The 18,012-nt window shown below is 68.5% G+C and carries 17 protein-coding genes; 10 read left to right on the forward strand and 7 right to left on the reverse strand.

All coding sequences use genetic code 11. The features are described 5' to 3' along the window. Window positions 1-328: 328 nt before the first annotated feature. A complete protein-coding gene (locus B0I29_RS15275) occupies window positions 329-838 on the reverse strand; it encodes an inorganic diphosphatase (protein ID WP_111649653.1) in 510 nt (169 codons plus the stop codon). 1,587 nt (window positions 839-2,425) lie between these two features. On the opposite strand from B0I29_RS15275, the gene dacB reads away from it, so the two are divergent. The 6 genes from dacB (at window position 2,426) to folE (ending at window position 9,544) form a co-directional block, all read left to right on the forward strand. Continuing rightward, complete coding sequence (gene dacB / locus B0I29_RS15285) at window positions 2,426-3,868, forward strand: D-alanyl-D-alanine carboxypeptidase/D-alanyl-D-alanine endopeptidase (RefSeq protein WP_111649655.1); 1,443 nt, start codon at window positions 2,426-2,428, stop codon at window positions 3,866-3,868. A gap of 60 nt (window positions 3,869-3,928) precedes the next feature. Continuing rightward, the gene (locus B0I29_RS15290; RefSeq protein ID WP_111649656.1) at window positions 3,929-4,969 is read left to right on the forward strand and encodes a zinc-dependent metalloprotease; all 1,041 of its coding nucleotides are present in this window, start codon (window positions 3,929-3,931) and stop codon (window positions 4,967-4,969) included. A 1-nt stretch (window position 4,970) separates the two neighbouring features. Next, window positions 4,971-5,945 (forward strand): tRNA lysidine(34) synthetase TilS, encoded by a 975-nt coding sequence (tilS, locus tag B0I29_RS15295; RefSeq protein WP_111649657.1) that lies wholly within the window; start codon window positions 4,971-4,973, stop codon window positions 5,943-5,945. 64 nt (window positions 5,946-6,009) lie between these two features. After that, window positions 6,010-6,585 carry a hypoxanthine phosphoribosyltransferase gene (gene hpt / locus B0I29_RS15300; protein ID WP_111649658.1) on the forward strand — a complete coding sequence of 192 codons (576 nt, stop codon included), beginning with the start codon at window positions 6,010-6,012 and terminating at the stop codon, window positions 6,583-6,585. Between the two features lie 299 nt (window positions 6,586-6,884). Beyond that, on the forward strand, window positions 6,885-8,900 hold the full coding sequence (ftsH, locus tag B0I29_RS15305; protein ID WP_111649659.1) for an ATP-dependent zinc metalloprotease FtsH: 2,016 nt from the start codon (window positions 6,885-6,887) through the stop codon (window positions 8,898-8,900). Between the two features lie 2 nt (window positions 8,901-8,902). Continuing rightward, entirely contained in the window at window positions 8,903-9,544 is a 642-nt protein-coding gene (gene folE, locus B0I29_RS15310; protein ID WP_111649660.1) for a GTP cyclohydrolase I FolE, read from the forward strand. On the opposite strand, the gene B0I29_RS15315 is transcribed toward folE, so the two are convergent. Genes B0I29_RS15315 through B0I29_RS15325 form a run of 3 tightly spaced genes read right to left on the reverse strand, consistent with a single transcriptional unit; the run spans window position 9,537 to window position 13,124 of the window. Then, the gene (locus B0I29_RS15315; RefSeq protein WP_111649661.1) at window positions 9,537-9,797 is read right to left on the reverse strand and encodes a hypothetical protein; all 261 of its coding nucleotides are present in this window, start codon (window positions 9,795-9,797) and stop codon (window positions 9,537-9,539) included. The two genes, folE and B0I29_RS15315, sit on opposite strands and share 8 nt — an antisense overlap. A 16-nt stretch (window positions 9,798-9,813) precedes the next feature. After that, window positions 9,814-10,500 (reverse strand): hypothetical protein, encoded by a 687-nt coding sequence (locus B0I29_RS15320; RefSeq protein WP_111649662.1) that lies wholly within the window; start codon window positions 10,498-10,500, stop codon window positions 9,814-9,816. Further along, complete coding sequence (locus tag B0I29_RS15325; RefSeq protein ID WP_111649663.1) at window positions 10,497-13,124, reverse strand: FtsK/SpoIIIE domain-containing protein; 2,628 nt, start codon at window positions 13,122-13,124, stop codon at window positions 10,497-10,499. The genes B0I29_RS15320 and B0I29_RS15325 overlap by 4 nt, the downstream gene beginning before the upstream one ends. 168 nt (window positions 13,125-13,292) lie before the next feature. Here B0I29_RS15325 and B0I29_RS15330 point away from each other — a divergent pair, with 168 nt between their 5' ends. The 4 genes from B0I29_RS15330 to B0I29_RS15345 are packed head-to-tail and all read left to right on the forward strand — an operon-like array spanning window position 13,293 to window position 15,181. Then, window positions 13,293-13,589 carry a hypothetical protein gene (locus tag B0I29_RS15330; protein WP_146616796.1) on the forward strand — a complete coding sequence of 99 codons (297 nt, stop codon included), beginning with the start codon at window positions 13,293-13,295 and terminating at the stop codon, window positions 13,587-13,589. Further along, window positions 13,586-13,900, forward strand: coding sequence for a hypothetical protein (locus B0I29_RS15335; protein WP_146616797.1), 315 nt, complete (start codon window positions 13,586-13,588; stop codon window positions 13,898-13,900). The genes B0I29_RS15330 and B0I29_RS15335 overlap by 4 nt, the downstream gene beginning before the upstream one ends. After that, a complete protein-coding gene (locus tag B0I29_RS15340; RefSeq protein WP_111649666.1) occupies window positions 13,897-14,895 on the forward strand; it encodes a WXG100-like domain-containing protein in 999 nt (332 codons plus the stop codon). The genes B0I29_RS15335 and B0I29_RS15340 overlap by 4 nt, the downstream gene beginning before the upstream one ends. 1 nt (window position 14,896) lies before the next feature. Further along, window positions 14,897-15,181: a hypothetical protein gene (locus tag B0I29_RS15345; RefSeq protein ID WP_111649667.1), complete on the forward strand. Its 285-nt coding sequence runs from the start codon at window positions 14,897-14,899 to the stop codon at window positions 15,179-15,181. Between the two features lie 571 nt (window positions 15,182-15,752). On the opposite strand, the gene B0I29_RS15355 is transcribed toward B0I29_RS15345, so the two are convergent. From B0I29_RS15355 to B0I29_RS15365, 3 genes are read right to left on the reverse strand one after another with little or no spacing between them, the layout of a single operon-like run. Continuing rightward, window positions 15,753-16,355, reverse strand: a complete 603-nt coding sequence (locus B0I29_RS15355; RefSeq protein ID WP_111649668.1) for a hypothetical protein — start codon at window positions 16,353-16,355, stop codon at window positions 15,753-15,755. After that, window positions 16,352-17,467 (reverse strand): M23 family metallopeptidase, encoded by a 1,116-nt coding sequence (locus tag B0I29_RS15360; RefSeq protein ID WP_111649669.1) that lies wholly within the window; start codon window positions 17,465-17,467, stop codon window positions 16,352-16,354. The genes B0I29_RS15355 and B0I29_RS15360 overlap by 4 nt, the downstream gene beginning before the upstream one ends. After that, complete coding sequence (locus B0I29_RS15365; RefSeq protein ID WP_111649670.1) at window positions 17,464-18,009, reverse strand: hypothetical protein; 546 nt, start codon at window positions 18,007-18,009, stop codon at window positions 17,464-17,466. Before B0I29_RS15365 ends, B0I29_RS15360 begins: the two co-directional genes overlap by 4 nt. Window positions 18,010-18,012: the final 3 nt, after the last annotated feature.

The following is an 18,012-nucleotide window of genomic DNA, read 5'->3' on the forward strand; positions in this document are numbered from 1 at the left end:
CCGTTGCCTCAAACGCTACATAGCACGCGAGATCTACCAAATCATCACCACCAACCACACCCCACCCACCACTTGACATCCATAGGAGCATCGGCTCGCACCCCGCGACGATGAGACCTTCGGCGACAGAACACACCCGCCCACAGTTCGACGGCACTGATCCCCCGGGAGACGGCTTCCTCAATTGACCAGCAGGGTCGCTGCTGTCTCGCTGCTGTTGAAGCAGCGGTGAGGGGCGGCCGGAGTGGATGTTGGTGGCATGCGACCGCACCTGCGGGCGTTGGGGCACGCAGGTGCGGTCGTCAGCGGTTGAGGCGGGAGCGGTTTGTCAGTGGTGCTCGCCGTCGCCCTCGGCCTCGGCGGCCTCGGCGCGCTTGAAGGACGCGCGGATCTCGTTCTCGGCCTCGATGCGGCCGACCCAGGTCGCGCCCTCGACCGACTTGCCCGGCTCCAGGTCCTTATAGACCGTGAAGAAGTGCTGGATCTCCATCCGGTCGAACTCGCCCAGGTGGTGAATGTCCCGCAGGTGCTCCTGGCGCGGGTCCTCGAACGGCACGCAGAGAACCTTGTCGTCGCGGCCCTTCTCGTCGGACATCCGGAACATGCCGATCGCGCGGGCACGAACCAGACAGCCCGGGAAAGTCGGCTCCTGGATCAGCACCAGGGCGTCCAGCGGGTCGCCGTCCTGGCCCAAGGTGCCCTCGATGAAGCCGTAGTCCGCGGGATACTGTGTCGCGGTGAAGAGGGTCCGGTCGAGCCGGATACGACCTGTTTTGTGGTCGACCTCGTACTTGTTGCGCTGCCCCTTGGGGATCTCAACCAAGACGTCGAAATCCATTATTCGCTCCCCTTTTGCTTGCCCGCGTGATGAGACCGGTTCGCCGGGCGGGGAAGCGAGGCATGGAACAGGGGCCCGCAGGATCCGCGCGCAACGGTGTGCCGGATGTCGCTAGTCTCCCCTAAGTCTGACGCCACGGGCGAGGAGGGGCGTGTGACGAGGCAAGATTCACATGACGACGCGGTCAATGACGGCGTGTCGAGTTCGCAATCCGGTGCCGATCAGGGTAAAGCGGCCACTGGACGGTCCGGCGTGCCCGGGCCTGACCAGGGCGAATCCGGGCAGGTGAACCCGGCGCAGCAGGTTGCTGGGCGTGCCGGGGTGCCGTCGTCGCCCGAATCACATCGACAGCCTTTTCCTTGGCAGCAAGATTCGGCCCCTGGGGGCCAGTCTTCGGCCGGGCGGCAGCCGCCCGGGACTCCGGGACGGGCGAGTGTGCCGGGCACGGTGCCGTGGCCCGGTTCGCCGATCTCGGACCCGTCGGCCAGTTATGGGTGGGCGGGGAGTACCCAGCAGGTTCCGGGGCGTGCGAGCGTGCCGCCGCCTGCTCCGGGGCAGAGCCCTGTGCCGCCTTCGGTGCCGCAGTCCGGTCCTGGTCGTGCGTCGGTGACGCCGCCGCCCGCTTCGCCGCCTCTGGTGCCTTTGTCGCCTTCGGCGCCGCAGCCCGGGCGCGGTTCGGTGACGCCGCCTCCGGCATCACCGCCTGTGGCGCCGCTGCCCGTTACTCCGCAGCCGGTGTCACCGCAGCCAGCGACGCCGCAACCCGCAGCGCCGCAGGCCAGTCCGGGTCGCGCGGCGGTTTCGCCGTCGGCTGGGCAGGGTTCTGTTCCGCCGGTGGATTGGTCGCGGCCGCCTGCTGGTGGGAACGCGCCTGGCCAGCAGGCTGCGATGCCTACCGAGCAGCCGAGCTGGGCCAGCCCTGTGACGGCCGAGCCGTCTTGGGCGAACCCGCCGCCCACCGCGCAGGGCGAGCCGACCGGGGGGAGCGGGGAATATCCGCCCAGCGGTCCCGGGCCGGTCGGATCGTGGAATTCGCCGCGTAGCCCGTGGGGGTCCGGTCCGCCTCGGCCCGCGGAGGCTGCCGCGCAGCCTGACGCCGGGGTGCGGCCGAGCGACGCCACGGCTCAGTTCCCTGGCGTGCGGCAGGGCGCTCAGATTCCTCCTGGCGCTGCTCCGCGGCGAGATGCGGACGCGACGGCGCAGTTCCCCGGAGTGCGGAACGTTGCGGCCGGCGCTGCCGTTTCCGGCGCTCCCGGCGCTCCCGGTGCTCCCGGTGCCCCCGGTGCCCCCGGTGCCCCCAGCTCCCCCGGTGCCCCTGCCGGAAACCGCGGGAATGGCGGGCATGGCGGCAATGGCGGGAACGGTGGGGCTGAGGCCGCCGGTGTTCCTGAGGTGAAGCCGACCTCGGGCGGCAGCTACGGGCGGGCCTCCGTGCCACTGAACACGACCCGGCCGGTCTCGCCCGCTCCTGAGGCCGGGAAGCGGGAGAGCGGAGACGCGCGTCCTCCCGGCGGCGGCGCAGCGGCCGCAACCAGCGACGGTGATCGCTTGGTCGAGGCGGTTCCTGGGCGTAAATCCCGTACCAAAATGGTTTCTGTTCTTTCGGTTGTGATCCTTCTGGCGCTGGTGGCGGCAGTGGGTCTGGTGGTGCGGCCTGGGCCGGTGGATGGATGGCTCGGCGCCGAGGCGGAGAGCTCGCCGAGCGTGGCGCCGCCCTCGCCGGACCCGACGCCTACGCCGGTGCTGGCCGCGGCCGAGGCCGGAGGGGCGACGCCGGACACCGCGGCGGTGGAGGAGGCGCTCGACCCGCTGGTGAATTCGAGCGTGCTGGGCAATTCGGTGCACGTTTCGGTGCTGGACGCTGCCACGTCGACGTCGCTGTACGCGAAGAACGCCGAAGTGCCGACCACTCCGGCGTCGACGACGAAGCTGCTGACCGCGGCGGCCGCGCTGGCCGCCCGGGGGCCGGCGTATCGGCTGACCACCCGCGTGGTGGCCGGGGAGAACCCCGGTGAGGTCGTGATCATCGGGGCGGGCGATCCGACGATGTCGGTGGACAAGAACCAGCTCTTCCCCGGTGCGGCGCGGCTAGACAAGCTCGCTGAGCTGGTCAAGAACGCGCTCGGTGGCACGGCGGCGACCCGGGTCTACGTGGATATGTCGCTCTATGAGGGTCCGGAGACGGCGACCGGATGGGGTTCGAGTGACATCGGCGACGGGCAGGTGGCGCGGATCCAGCCGTTCATGACGAACGGTGGCCGGATCGAGCCGGTGCACAACGACTTCGGTGGCGACCCGCGGTACTCCAACCCGGCGAACGCGGCCGGCAAGCTGTTCGCGGAATACCTCGGTGTGACCGCGTCGGTGAAGGCCGGAACAGCGCCGAAGCTCGCCGAGACCGGTGCCGCGGCCAGTGCCGCGCCGGACGCGTCGGCGCCCGCGGAGACCGGCTGGACGCCCGGCAAGGAGCTGGGCAAAGTCGACTCGCCGCCGCTCGTGCAGATCGTCGACTGGATGCTCCAGCAGAGCGACAACGTGCTGGCCGAGGCGGTCGCGCGGCAGGTTCCGCTCGCCGCCGGAAAGGTGGCCAGCTTCGACAGCACCGCCGAGGCGATGATCGAGAAGCTGAAGGAGCTCGGCCTTCCGGCCGAGGAGGCCAATCTGTACGACGGCAGCGGCCTCTCCCGGAACAACGGGATCAGCCCGAACATGCTGGTGCAGACCCTGGCGCTGGCGGCGAACGGCTCGAACGCCGATCTGAGCGCGCTCTTCAACGGCCTGCCGGTCGCGGGCTGGTCCGGCACGCTGCGGACCCGGTTCGTGACGCCGAGCCCGAACCAGTCGGCGCAGGGCATCGTCCGGGCCAAGACCGGGACGCTGAGCGGGGTGAACACCCTGGCCGGGGTGTTGATCACCAAGGACGGCCGGGTGCTGGTCTTCGCGATCATGGCGGTCGGCGGGGCGAGTGCGATCGCGGCTCGTGCCGGGCTCGACAAGATCGCCGCACGATTGGTGGCGTGCGGCTGCTGACCGACAGACCCGGGGTTTCACCGGAGTGCGACCTGGATCCGCACGGGTACGGTGGGCTGCATGGCGCAGTTCGTTGACTGGGATCTGGCCGCCGCCACCGCGGGCGCGCTCTCCAAGACCGGGCCCGCGGTCTCGCTCGAGGAGGCCACACAGGTCGTCTCCGAGCTGCGGGCGCTCACCGAGGAGGCCGCCGGGCACGTGGCGGCCTACACCGGGTTGACCTCGCAGGTGGAGGTCCCACCGGTCCGTGTGGTCGACCGGCGTGACTGGGCCAAGGTGAACATCGCCGGCCTCCAGCGGGTGATCGGCCCGCTGGTGAGCCGGGTCGCCGGTGACAACCCGCCCGGCCCGCTCGCCGACGCGATCGGCTCCCGGGTCACCGGGGTGCAGGCGGGCACGATCCTGGCGTACCTCTCCGGTCGCGTCCTCGGGCAGTACGAGGTCTTCTCCGGCGAGCCCGGCCAGCTCCTGCTGAACGCGCCGAACATCGTCGAGGTGGAGCGCCGCATCGAGGCCGACCCCCGCGACTTCCGGCTCTGGGTCTGCCTGCACGAGGTGACACACCGCACCCAGTTCACCGCGGTGCCGTGGATGCGTGGTTACTTCCTCGGCGAGGTGCAGGCGTTCGTCGACGCGTCGCAGGGCGGCGAGCACATCCTGGAGCGGCTGCGCCGGGGTGTCGCCACCCTCTCCGACGCGGTCCGCGACCCGGACAGCCGGGTCTCGATGCTGGACATCGTGCAGACGCCCGCGCAGAGCGCCGTGCTGGACCGGCTGACCGCGCTGATGACGCTGCTTGAGGGGCACGCCGAGTTCGTGATGGACGGGGTCGGCCCCGAGGTCATCCCGACCGTCGACTCGATCCGGGCCAAGTTCAACCGGCGCCGGGAGAGCGGCAGTTCCCTGGACAAGGCCATTCGCCGCCTGCTCGGCCTCGACGTGAAGATGCGTCAGTACGCCGAGGGCCGCAAGTTCGTGCACGGCGTGGTGGAGCGGGTCGGGATGGCCGGGTTCAACAAGGCCTTCGAGTCGCCGCTGACCCTGCCGCGGCTGGAGGAGCTGGCCGACCCGGACGCGTACGTCGCCCGGGTGCACGGCTGACATGGCCCGGATCCCGGCTCCGGTCGCCGCGGTGCGAACCGCGGTTCGCCGCGGCCTGGCCGACCTGCCCGGTGACGCGCTGATCCTGGTGGCCTGCTCGGGCGGGGCCGACTCGCTCGCGCTCGCCTCGGCGGCCCGGTTCAGTTTTGACCGGGTCGGTCTCGTCACGGTCGACCACGGCCTGCAGGAGGGCTCGGATCGCCGGGCCCGCTCGGTGGCCGCCTGGGCGCGTGATGCCGGGTTCGATCCGGTGCGCATCGAGACCGTTATGGTCGCCGGCCTGACCGGTGGGCCGGAGGCGGCCGCGCGTACCGCCCGATACGAAGCTCTCACCACTGCCGCCACCGAGCTGGACGCGGCCGCGGTGCTGCTCGGGCATACCCGCGACGACCAGGCGGAGACCGTGCTGCTGGCGCTCGCCCGTGGTGCCGGCCCGCGCGGGCTGTCCGGGATGCCGGGGCGGCGCGGGGTGTTCCGGCGCCCGCTGCTCGACGTGGCCCGGGCGGACACCCGCAAGGCGTGCGCGGCCCTTGGCCTGGCGCCCTGGGAGGACCCGCACAACACCGATCCGGCGTACGCCCGATCGCGTGTCCGCGGCACCGTGCTGCCGGCGCTGGTCGACGCGCTCGGCCCGGCCGTGGTGAACAATCTGGCGCGTACCGCCTCGCTGGTGGCGGCGGACAACGAGGCGCTGGACGAGCTGGCCGGCGACGCGCTGGAAGTGGTTCGCGCTCCCGAGGGCCTGTCGGTCGCGGGGCTGGCCGGGCTCTCCGGCGCGGTCCGCGGGCGGGTGCTGCACCGGTGGGCGCGGGAGCTGGGCGCGCCCGGTGGCGCGCTGGCGTACAAGCACGTGGTGGCGATGGACGCCCTGGTGGCAGACTGGCACGGTCAGGGCCCGGTGTTCCTGCCTGACGGCATCGCCGTGGCCCGCCGGTCCGATCACCTCGTTCGGGTGGTTCCGACCCATATCAAGTGAGACAAGCAGAACGGAATCCGGCCCCGTTCGACTATCGGTAACCTCCATGGGGCAGGCTAAGGCCATGGCTGATGGTTCTTGGTACGACACCGACATCGACCACGTGATCATCTCGGAGGAACAGATCCGAGAAAAGATCGATGAGCTGGCCAAACAGGTCGCCGCGGATCACGCGGACGTCAAGGACGGCATCCTCCTGGTCTGCGTGCTGAAGGGCGCGGTCATGTTCATGGCCGACTTCGCCCGTTCGCTCGGCCGGCAAGGTCCCTCGACCGAGATGGAGTTCATGGCCGTCTCGTCGTACGGGCAGGGGACGACCTCCTCGGGTGTCGTGCGCATCCTGAAGGACCTGGACCGGGACATCACCGATCGGCACGTGCTCGTCGTCGAGGACATCGTGGACTCCGGGCTGACGCTCTCCTGGCTGATGAAGTACCTGGAGTCGCGCTCCCCGGCGAGCGTCGAGGTGGTGGCGCTCTTCCGTAAGCCGGACGCGGTCAAGGTGCAGGTCCCGACCAAGTACGTCGGCTTCGACATCCCCAACGAGTTCGTGGTCGGGTACGGCCTGGACTTCGCGGAGCGTTACCGGGAGATGCCGTACGTCGGGGTGCTTAAGCCTGAGGTGTACGCCCGTAGCTGAACCGCTTTCCCAGCGTGTTCACAGTAAGCGTCGTTATGGGCGGTTTTGAACCGATACCGCCCATGCTTACCGGCGGGTACAGCGGGGTGCCCCTCCGGGCTCACGGGTTCGCAATCGGCACCTACGGTGTACGGTCGAGTGACCAATGGCGTGGTGTCACATATGCCGGAGGGGCCGGGCCCGATTCACCGCCACTACAAAAGGTGATCGGAAACCCGGCGGCCGCCTGAGGGCGGTGACGTTGAGGTGACCAGGACGGCCGATCAGGAGGGTCCGGGCGCTTGGCGCCCGACAACAGTATGGAACGTACGCGTTTCTTCCGCCGCCCGGTGGTCTGGATCATTCTGGTGATCATCGGCGTAGTCGCGCTGAGCTCATTCTTCACCAGTGGTCCCAGCTACCAGCGGGTTGATACTTCGGTCGCCCTTGAGCGACTCAACCAGCCCGGCATCGAGAAGGTCGTCCAGAAGGACAAGGAGCAGACGCTCCAGATCGAGCTGGCCGCGCCCGAGCGATTCGATGGCAAGACCACCGACAAGATCGAGACTCAGTACCCGTACGGGGTGACCGAGCAGATCTGGGATGACATCCAGCAGGCGAAAGCCGCCGGACGCATCACCGGGACGGTCGACGCCAAGGTCTCCGGCGACAACATCCTGCTGAGTCTGCTGATCAACCTTCTCCCGATCGCGATCCTCGTGATCCTGCTGCTGCTGTTCATGTCGCAGATGCAGGGTGGCGGCTCGCGGGTGCTCAACTTCGGCAAGTCCAAAGCGAAGATGATCACCAAGGACACGCCGAAGACGACGTTCGCCGACGTGGCGGGCGCCGACGAGGCTGTCCAGGAGCTGCACGAGATCAAGGACTTCCTGCAGAACCCGGCGAAATACCAGGCTCTCGGCGCGAAGATCCCGAAGGGCGTCCTGCTCTTCGGCTCGCCCGGTACCGGTAAGACGCTGCTGGCCCGCGCCGTCGCCGGCGAGGCCGGGGTGCCGTTCTACTCGATCTCCGGTTCGGACTTCGTGGAGATGTTCGTGGGTGTCGGCGCGAGCCGGGTCCGCGACCTCTTCGAGCAGGCCAAGTCGAACGCTCCGGCGATCGTCTTCGTCGACGAGATCGACGCCGTCGGCCGGCACCGCGGCGCCGGCATGGGTGGCGGTCACGACGAGCGCGAGCAGACGCTCAACCAGCTGCTCGTCGAGATGGACGGCTTCGACACCAAGGGTGGAGTCATCCTGATCGCGGCCACCAACCGGCCCGACATCCTCGACCCGGCGCTGCTGCGCCCGGGCCGTTTCGACAGGCAGATCCCGGTGGATAACCCGGACATGGAGGGTCGCAAGGCCATCCTGCGGGTGCACGCCAAGGGCAAGCCGTTCACGCCCGACGTCGACCTCGACGCGGTGGCCCGCCGCACGCCCGGTTTCTCCGGCGCCGACCTGGCCAACGTGATCAACGAGTCCGCGTTGCTGACCGCTCGTAACGAGAAGCGCGCGATCTCCAACGAGTTCCTCGAAGAGGCGATCGACCGGGTCATCGCCGGCCCCGAGCGCCGGACCCGGGCGATGAGCGACAAGGAAAAGAAGATCACCGCGTACCACGAGGGCGGACACGCCCTGGTGGCGTACGCACTGCCGCACTCCGCGCCGGTGCACAAGGTGACGATCCTTCCTCGTGGCCGCTCGCTCGGGCACACCCTGGTCCTGCCGACCGAGGACAAGTACACCCAGACGCGCGCCGAGATGATCGACACCCTGGCGTACGCGCTGGGTGGCCGGGCCGCCGAGGAGCTCGTCTTCCACGAGCCCACCACCGGCGCCGGCAACGACATCGAAAAGGCGTCCGCCCTGGCCCGTGCCATGGTCACGCAGTACGGCATGAGCTCCAAGCTGGGCGCGGTGAAGTACGGCACGAGTGGTGACGAACCCTTCATGGGCCGCAACATGGGCCACGAGAAGGACTACTCCGACTCGGTCGCCGCCGACATCGACGCGGAGGTGCGCGCGCTCATCGAGCTCGCACACGACGAGGCCTGGGAGATCCTGGTCGAGTACCGGGACGTCCTGGACAACATGGTCCTGGAACTGATGGAGAAAGAGACCATCACCCAGGACGACATGAACCGGATCTGCGCCCGGGTGGCGAAACGCCCGCCGATGTCGCCGTTCAACGGCTTCGGCAAGCGACTTCCCTCCGAGGCTCCGCCGGTGCTAACTCCCGCCGAGCGGGAGAAGCTGAAGGCTCAGGCCGAGGCAGACGGTCAGATCGCGGTCGGTACCAACCCGAACGCGAATGGTTCGGAAGGCAGCAACTAGCCATCGCGCACGACGAACTCGACTACCTCGCCGCCCGTCTGGTCGACGGCAAGCTCACCGGAACCCCGGTCGAGCAGGCCGTCGACCTCGGGCGGATCGAGAAAGCGATCCGGGAGATCCTCATCGCGATCGGCGAGGATCCGGACCGTAACGGTCTCGAACGCACTCCCGCCCGGGTCGCCCGCGCTTACGCGGAGCTCTTCGCTGGCCTCCGGGTCGACCCGGCGTCCGTGCTCACCACCACGTTCGAAGCGGACCACGAGGAACTCGTCCTGGTCCGCGACATCGAGGTGCAGAGCATGTGCGAGCACCACCTGCTGCCGTTCAAGGGCGTGGCGCACATCGGTTACATCCCGGGCACCGACGGGCGCATCACCGGCCTGTCGAAACTGGCCCGGCTTGTCGAGGTCTTCGCCCGCCGCCCGCAGGTCCAGGAACGGCTCACGTCGCAGATTGCCGATCTGCTGATGCAGAAGCTCGGTGCCCGCGGCGCCATCGTGGTCCTGGAGTGCGAGCACCTCTGCATGGAGATGCGCGGCATCCGCAAGGTCGGCGCGCGCACTGTCACCTCAGCGGTGCGTGGCGCGTTCCAGACCGACGGCAAGGTCCGCGCCGAGGCGATGGCCTTGATAAACGCTAGATGAGGCTGCGGAACGTGTTGGCCGAGTCCATCGCGGACACGGTCAGCGCGACCGCTTCTTCCAGTCTGCTTTTCGCCTGCTCGAGATTGGCGATGGCGGTGGCCGCGGCCGGGTGGAACGATCCCACCGCCGTCATCCGCAGCAGCACCAGCGACTGATCCAGCTGATCCGACGCCTGCTGGATGCCGGCGACGGCCCGCTGAGCGCCCTCCACCGAGGCGGCGACGTTGACCTTGACCTCTTCGACGCTAGCCATGGCTCCTGCCCATCTCTTAGTTGAAGAGCGCCTGTAGTCCCTGGCCGGCGCAGGTCAGCAGCACCGGCACGAGGCACACGATCACGCCGAGCACCGGGGTGCGGTCGACTTTCACACCCTCGTCCTCGTAGACGAAGCCGATCGTGGCCCAGCCCAGCCCGAACGCCAGCAGCGGCATGCTCAGCGCGCACCACAGCGCGTAATCCGGCGGCGAGCCGACCAGCAGGAACAGAATCACCTGCACCAGCAGCACCACGGCCGCGAACGGCCCGTAGACCAGCAGGTTGCGACCGTAGGGCCGATGCGGGCCAGTCGGCGCCGGACCGATGAAAGCATGATCCGCGGCGTCCGCCGTCACGCGCGCTTCGCGCAGCGCGGCAAGCACAGCGGCCGGCCCGCCGGCCACCTTCGCCATTGCCACAGCCTGGTCTTCCGGCTGCGGCGTCAGATCCAGATCGGGTACGCCGAAATCACGTGTCAACCGTGCTCGTTGCGGGGAGAGCCTCGCGCGTACCGAAGAAAGCTCTTGTCGTGCGGCCGTGACCGTCTCGGCGTGCTCGCCCGCCATCGAGCTTGCGGCCCGGCGGACGGCGTCCAGATCGCGGGCGGCAGCGAGGTAGTCCGCCCACGGGTCGTCCTGCGGGGGTGCGGCCTGTGCCGGCACCAAACCGCGCTGCTCGGCCTGTTCGGCCTGCTCGGTCATGGGGCGTCACCCTCCTCGGGAGCGAGGAACGGGACCACGGTCACGGTGCGGTCGGTGTGCCGGTCGTGCAGCAGAACCCTGTTCGGCCGGGGGTGCCAGTCCACCGGACGGCTCAGCATCATCGTCACGTCGCTCTGCGGCACGTTCAGGAAGAGCAGGCCGGCCACGTCCTCGCGGCCCATGCTGCCGCCGATCTCCTCGCTGAACCGGCGCACGCCGCGCCACCAGGAGAGCAGGTGCGCGCCGCGGCTCGGGCCCTCGCGCAACAGCTGCCGCAGACCGCTCAGGCTGCCCGGAGGTGCCGCGTCCATCCCGAACACCACGCGGTAACCGGGGCGTTCGGCGTCCAGCTCGGCGGCGAGGCCGGCCGCGTCGACCACCACCACTTCCTGCCGGTGACCGATCTCGGTGGCCAGCGCGGTCGCCAGGTCGTCGCCCTCGGCCACCAGCGAGGCGATCACGAACCGGGTGGAGCGCGGGGCGTGGCACGCCGCCACACTGCGTGCCGCAGCGTCCAGCACCTCCGCGCCGCCGCTGTACGAGCCGAGGATCGCCAGATGCCGCCCGGGCGAGGAGTCCAATGGGAACGCGGCCGTGGAGAGGCTCACGTCGATCACACGGCCGAGCAGCGCGGTCGGGCGCGAGGACCGGCCGGTCAGCGCCGCACGGTACGTCGGGTCGTCGGCGAGGTGCTGGTGCGCGTAACCGGCGAACACCTTCGGTGGCTGCGCCTCCTGGTCGCGCGCACCCCACAGGCGGTGCCGCAGATCGCTCAGCAGGTCCTGGTCGGCGTGCGGATCGGGGAACCGGACCACACGCTCGTGGCCGCGGGTCGCGCCACGTGGCCCGCCCAGGCCACCGGCCGTGTTCACCACGGCACTGCCCAGCGGCAGGCCGGCCGCCGAGTCGTTCGTCGGCTCCAGCACGTCACCGCCGCCCGGCAGCGCGATCCGCACCGGGAACTGGCCGAAGATCGAGTCGCGTTTCGCGTACAGCGCCTCGACGCCGAGCACGGTCTGGCTCGCCAGCACCAGGTGGATGCCGTAGGACCTTCCCTTGCGCGCCAGCGACTCCAGCAGCGTCACCGCCTCGGCGGCCGTCGGATCGTTGCCCGCCAGCAGCACCTGGAACTCGTCGATCACACACAGCACGCGCGGCAGCGGCTGGCTGCGGCCTTCCTCGGCCGCCACCATCCGCAGATCGGTGAAACGCGAAACCCCAGCCCTTTTGTACGCGAGAGAGCGCCGGCCCATCTCAGCGTCCAGTTCACGCAGGACGGCCAGGCCGTACTCCCTGTCGGACTCGACGCCGACCGCCCGGGCGTGCGGCAGCCAGGTGCGATCCCGCTGCGTCGGCACGAACTCGGCGAAGGAGACGCCCTCCTTGAAGTCGAGCAGGTAGAGAGCGAGCTCGTCGGGGCTGTACCGGGCGCCGAGGCCGTACAGAACGTTGATCAGGAAAGCCGTCTTGCCGGCTCCGGAACGGCCACCGACCATCCAGTGCGGGGTCAGGTCGTTGAACCGCAGCACCAGCGGCACGTCGCCGTGGCGACCCACCACGGTCTCCAGGCCGGCCGCCGCGTCACCGCTCCACAGTTGCTCGGACGACTCCGGCAGCAGGTCGGCGAGCGTCACCCGGGATGCCTCCGCCGAATCGGCCGCGAGCTCCTGGCAGACCGCGTCGATCAGGCGGGCCGGCGGCTCCTCGTCGAGGAAGACCGGCGCGTTCAGCCACAGCGCACTGGGAATCGACCCGAATGTTCCGCCCGGCGGGTCGCCGATGATCGCGAACGGGTTGCGTACCGAAATCGGGGTGGTCCGTGGCAGCGGCGCCTGCGATGTCTCCGCGGTCAGCGGGGGAGGCGGCCAGCCGGCCACGATCAGATGCAGCCCGGAATCCGGACCCTGCTGGGCCAGGGCCGCGATCCGGCGCAGTTCCTCGCCCTCGGTCAGTTCCGGCAGGCTGGCGATGACCACGAGCATCATCCGGTCGCGCTGGGAGCGCCGGGTGCTGTCGCCCCGCTCGCCCCTGTCGCTTCTTTTGCTTCGTGCCGGGCGAAGCCACTTCTCCGCTTCGGACAGCACGTCTCGCAGGCCCTGGCGGTCGGTGGCCGGCGGCGACATCAGGCCGGCGTCGGCGAGCTCCTCGAACGGCGCGAAGACCGAACCGCCGCCGACACCGTCGACCGCGCGGACCAGCAGCGAGCCGGCCGGGGCCGAAGCGAGCAGGCGGACCAGCAGCGACCGCAGCAGGGCGAACACCCGCGGGTCGGTGGCGGTCGCGTCGATCGTCAGATGGCCGGTGCCGAGCAGCGGCACCACGGCCGGGAAACGGACGTCGTCCAGCGGCTGGGCGATGCCGACCCGGACGAACTGCGGAATCCGCTCGCCGCCCAGTGGTCCTCGCGGCGTCATCGCGTCCAGCGTCACGCCGAGCCAGCCGGGCACCAGCCGGGACGCCAACGTGCGCAGGCGATCGGCTATCCGGTGCTGTTCCCGTGGGTCGGCCGCGGCGGGAGCGTATGCCTCCATCGCCGCAGCGGCCGCGTCCACTGTCGCCACGGCTTGCCGGTGCAAAGCAGCGGCCTGCCGGACCCGCAGAGTCGAATCAGCCACTGCCACCACCTCCTGTCCGCGGTTAAAACCTATCCCAGGCCCGGACGAGTGCCGCGTTGCGTACCCGGTCGCAGTTTTCGTGCCGGGTTTTGGCCTTTGCTTTGTGTGCGCGTTTGAACTCGCAGCGTGGTGTTGGGGTATCCACCTGCACAGGGTCACGTGCATCTGGAGGCGGCAGTGGACGCGAACTACGTCGTTACGGGCGAGGCGGCCGGTGGGTGGATCCGGGTCGAGCTGGCCGAGGACGGACGGCTCTGGGATCTGGCCCTCGACCCACGAGTGACTTCGCTGCCTGTCTCCGAACTGCGGGACGGGCTGATGGCGGCGTTCTCGTCGGCTCAGCTCAGCTTGCCATTCGCTTGTGGCGAGGCCTTCGAGGAGCAGGTCGCGGACGCCTCCGCGATGGCCGAGCGGCGGTTCGCCGAGATCTCCACCGCGCTGTACGACATCTGCCGGCGGGCGGACCGGCCATGATCGTTCTTGCTTTTGATACCGAGATCGTGGCGTCCGCGGGCAGCGCCCTCGCCGGCGTCGCCCAGCGGATGGCCGACGACGTGGCCGTGCTGGAGAACACCGTCGCCGGATCCGGGAACCCGTGGGGAGACGACGAGAGCGGCAGCACGTTCGCTGTCGCGTACCAGGCGGTGCTCGGTCATGCGCTTGGTGCGCTCGGGTCGTACGTACAGCAGATGGGTGACGCGGCACTCAGCCTGACCCTGCAGGCGCGTGCGGTGGCCGAGGCCGATCAGGCCTCCGCTTTTGAGATCTCGGCCGGTGTGACATGACCATCGAGCTGCCACTCGCTTTGGTCGAGCCTCTGGAATGGATCGGTCTGAGCTGGCCGCAGGCCGACGAGGACCGGCTGCACGCCGACGGGCTCGCCTGGATCGAACACGGCACCCGGCTGCGGGCACACCTGGCCGAGGCTGACGCCGCCGCCCGCCGGGTCTGGATGGAGAACGAGGGCGCCTCCGTCGAGGCGTTCGAACAATGGTGGAACGGCGGCGAAGGCCCCGGCCGGCGCCTCACCGACGCGGCAACCGCCGTCGAGCTGATCGGCGCCGGGCTGATCGCCATGGCGGGCGTGACCGTCGCGCTCAAGACCGCGTACATCGCCCAGCTGACCATCCTGTCGTTCCAGGTCGGCCAGGCCGTCGCCACCGCGTTCGTCACCGCCGGCGCCACGCTCGCCGAAGTACCCGTCTTCGTCGCCGCCACCCGGCTCGCCTGTCGTGAGCTCATCCACCGCTCGCTGCAGATGGTCGAAGGCGAGATCGCGCAGATGTTCACCCGTGCGGCGGACCTGCTCCAGCACGCCGGCGGCGAGGCCGTCGCCCGCAACGCCGGACAGCTCGCCCGGCACTTCGGACAGAACTCCGAATTCCACCGGCTCATGCGCCAGGTCGAGCAGGCCGACGTACGCAGCCCGGCGAATGGCGCCACTTTCTACTCCGGACGAGCCGGTGACGGTACGCCGATGCGGGTATTCGCCGAGAAGAACACGGACGGGGTGACGTCAGTGACGCTGGAGAAAACCCCGGGCGGCGCCGGCTTCGACGAACTGCGGCTCTTCGAGGACGGGTCACCCGTACGCCAGACGCAGGCCAGGGACATCTGGAGCCGGCTCTCCGAGAGGTACGCGTCAACCGCGGTCGGCGAGGTAACCGCGTTCGCCCACAACCCGCGCGCCGACGGCATCTGGAACGCTGTGGAGCGCCGGGCACTGTTCGAGAACCCGGCGACCACCCGGCTCACCACCATCGACCCGGTCGGAGCGTGAGATGGCAGTTCACGAGGTACGCAGCCAGGCGGCGCGGACTGATTCCGGGGTCCTGCTGCTCGGGGTCGACCGGGAGACCATGCGGGTGGAGTTCGCCGGCCACGTTCTGCACGTGGCGGTCGATCGAGGGCTCTCTTCTTACGGGTTCTACCTGCCCGCCGAGCCGGTGTGGGACGACTCGGTGGCTCTGTCGGCGCAGGAGCTGGCCGTGGTGAAGGACGCCATTGTGGAGATCCAGAGGTTTTGGGGGTTCGCTGTGGACTTCCATGTTCTGGGGGTGGATTAGTGTCGCGGGTATGCGATCGGGTCCGTCTGAGGGTGGGAGGCCGGGACCGTGGTGACATCTGACGGAAGCCGGCCGGGTGGGACGGGGTTGAAGAGCGGGCGGCTGAGGAGCCGGAGGGCTAGGTTGCTGCTGGCGCTGACGGCCGGGGTTATGGGGTTGTTGTGCTTGGGCGGAGCCGGCATCTTCTTCGTTTTGTACGACGACGCTACGGAGATCGAGCGAACGGCCCCAGACGCAGTCGTCGACAATTTCTTGCGCGCATATCTTGAGAGCCAAGACGAGCAAGAAACGGCACTCTATACCTGCAAGGCCGGCTTGAATGTTGAGCAGCTAGCGGCCCTGCGCTCCGAGATTTTGGACAGGGAAGAAAAATTCGATGTAAATGTGTCCGTCAGTTGGAGCTCGCTCTCCGTATCGCCCGACGCGGGTGACCGTAAGAGCGTTTCGACAGAGCTTACGATCGCCGGATTTTCGAAAGGAACTTCCGTTAGTAGGCGAACGGAGCCATGGTCATTCGTCGTAATAGACGATGACGGATGGCGCGTATGTGGCGCTACTAAGATCTTGTAAGCTATTCAAGCCAAAGGAGACTTGCCGGGACCTCGAGTGTTCGGGGTGTACGGCCGTCCCAGCCCCAGCGATACCAGCCGAGTTCCTCGCTGATACGTGCGCAGATCTCGCCGTTGTCGCTGGTGTAGAGCTCGGTCACCGCGCGGACATCCCGCTGCTCGCCACCGTCCTCGAGCAGCCGAGCGACGCGGCGGCCGGTGAGGAAATCAGCCTCGGTGGCCGCAACCGGCGGACGCCGGGGCGGCTCGTCGAGGGAGACCATTTGCGGTTCTTTAGGTCGTGAGGACGACGTAGTGCCAGCCACTCCATATTCCTCGACCCAGACCCGATCGACCGGCACGAGCGCGGCGAATACTTCTGTCTGTTCGGCCTCGGCGCGGTACCACTCCGACTCCGCCATCACCGGAACATAAGTCCGGCTGCCCTGAACAACTTTCTCGTCGGCGCGCAAATCACCCCGCCAGCCGAGCCCCGGTGAACCGATCACGACCCGTTTCCCACGCAACTGCCCACCCATGGTGGCCGGCGTAGGGATAACAGGGCGAGGCGCGTCCAAAGCCCATTCCGCATTCATGGCAAACGGGTCCGGGAATCCGTCGCTCATCCCTCGCCGCCCAGCGCCGCTCCCTGCTCACGCATGAAACGCACCGGATCAATGGCGCCGGAGCTGGAGCGGTCGTTGTTCAGATGAACCTCGAAGTGCAGGTGTGGCCCGGACGAGTTGCCGCTGGAGCCGACCCGGCCGATCACATCACCGGCCGCGACCTGCTGGTTCTCCCGAACGAAGGGCTTCTGCACCATGTGACAGTAACGCGTCATGACGTTCCCGGCGTGCTGGATCTCGACCATCCAACCGCATCCGCCCTTGCCGGGATAACCATCCACATTGCAGCTCTTGCGTCCCCTGAAATCCTCATCGCACTTCACCATCGAGACGACACCGCTGGCGACCGCTGCGATCGGTGTGTACTTGTCCACGCTCAGGTCGACGCCCTGGTGGTTCGGACGCTCCGGACTGCGGAAGCCGGAGCCAACGCCGGCTCGAAGGGGAATCGTCCAGCCTGAGGCCGCGATCTGACCGGACGCCGCGCAGATCATCGTGACCGAACTACCGGCCGCCGCGGCAGCACCATCGGCGAGCATGTTGACGATCTGGGTAGCGATGGGCTCATGCTTGGCATAGGCGTCCGGGTAAGCGCTGATCTGCACTGACTGCGCCGCCCGAGTAAGCGGCATGGTCTCCCAGCCCTCAACCGTCTTCAGCTTCTCGTAGAATTTGGTGCTCGCGTACACCGGATCCCGCACCTGCTCCGGCGTACCCCAGCCAGAACTCGGCCGCTGCTGAAAGAGACCCTGCGAGTCATGGTCGTTGCGCGCGCCAAGGTGCCCGAGGCTGACAAGCCGTGACTCCTGCATAGCGGTAGCCACCGCGATCACCCAGGCCCGAGGCGGCATCTGAAGATCAGCGCCAACGTTGATGATCGTGGCGGCATTGCGGATCTGAGTAGCGCCGTAAGGCCTAATCCGCGGCAGCTTCGAATCCGGGTCGACAGGCCCGCCTTTGCCGCAGCCGAACGCCGAGTTCAGGCCGCTCTGCTCATCGTCGCCGACGCCGCCAAGTAGCAGAGCTGTCACGGTGCCGCCGCAGCAGAGCAGAACGAACGTCACGACCAGGGAGATCAGCAGGACAATCTTGCGAGGCCGCGGAACTCTCACGCCGACTCCCAGTCGATGCCATCGACCAGCCAGTGTCCCTCCGGTGAGACCAGCCGGAGGCTCAGCTTTCCAGTGTCCATGGTGACAATCGCGTTCACCATGGTCTCGTTGACCGCCACCAGCTCAGGCCGGCCGATCACACGTTCGGCCGGCACACCTGCGGGGTCGACGCCCTTGAGCTGGTTCGAGAGATCTTTCGTGGAGTTCGGCAGCAGACGGTCACGCCATTTCTCCGCGCTGACTGATCCGTGATTCACCCACGCTGAGGCGAACGCATAAGCGACGGCCTCGGGCTGCGCCCGCCCAGGGCTGGTTTTTGGCGTCGGCGTCGGCTCGGAAGAGACAACGCTGTCGTCTTCAGCCGGATCCGCGCTGATCGCGGGTACCGGGCTATCACTGTTCAGAGTTGGTGAGGCTGTCTGTCCATCCGAAAACAGACGACCAATACCCACAACCGCTAACACAATGCCGACAAGCACGATGGCTACGCCCCACCGAGACCGGAAGATTCCGGTGAGGGAGCGTTCGATCAGCCCAGCCACGTT

Source organism: Actinoplanes lutulentus (genome assembly GCF_003259845.1).
Taxonomy (GTDB): domain Bacteria; phylum Actinomycetota; class Actinomycetes; order Mycobacteriales; family Micromonosporaceae; genus Actinoplanes; species Actinoplanes lutulentus.

Bases quoted from the DNA above. Each gene is read 5' to 3' on its own strand.
- hpt (WP_111649658.1), top strand. From the start codon at position 6,010: ATGGCTGATGGTTCTTGGTACGACACCGACATCGACCACGTGATCATC.
- B0I29_RS15335 (WP_146616797.1), top strand. From the start codon at position 13,586: ATGATCGTTCTTGCTTTTGATACCGAGATCGTGGCGTCCGCGGGCAGC.
- ftsH (WP_111649659.1), top strand. From the start codon at position 6,885: ATGGAACGTACGCGTTTCTTCCGCCGCCCGGTGGTCTGGATCATTCTG.
- B0I29_RS15340 (WP_111649666.1), top strand. From the start codon at position 13,897: ATGACCATCGAGCTGCCACTCGCTTTGGTCGAGCCTCTGGAATGGATC.
- dacB (WP_111649655.1), top strand. From the start codon at position 2,426: ATGGTTTCTGTTCTTTCGGTTGTGATCCTTCTGGCGCTGGTGGCGGCA.
- B0I29_RS15290 (WP_111649656.1), top strand. From the start codon at position 3,929: ATGGCGCAGTTCGTTGACTGGGATCTGGCCGCCGCCACCGCGGGCGCG.
- B0I29_RS15275 (WP_111649653.1), bottom strand. From the start codon at position 838: ATGGATTTCGACGTCTTGGTTGAGATCCCCAAGGGGCAGCGCAACAAG.
- B0I29_RS15355 (WP_111649668.1), bottom strand. From the start codon at position 16,355: ATGAGCGACGGATTCCCGGACCCGTTTGCCATGAATGCGGAATGGGCT.
- B0I29_RS15345 (WP_111649667.1), top strand. From the start codon at position 14,897: ATGGCAGTTCACGAGGTACGCAGCCAGGCGGCGCGGACTGATTCCGGG.
- B0I29_RS15320 (WP_111649662.1), bottom strand. From the start codon at position 10,500: ATGACCGAGCAGGCCGAACAGGCCGAGCAGCGCGGTTTGGTGCCGGCA.
- B0I29_RS15315 (WP_111649661.1), bottom strand. From the start codon at position 9,797: ATGGCTAGCGTCGAAGAGGTCAAGGTCAACGTCGCCGCCTCGGTGGAG.
- tilS (WP_111649657.1), top strand. From the start codon at position 4,971: ATGGCCCGGATCCCGGCTCCGGTCGCCGCGGTGCGAACCGCGGTTCGC.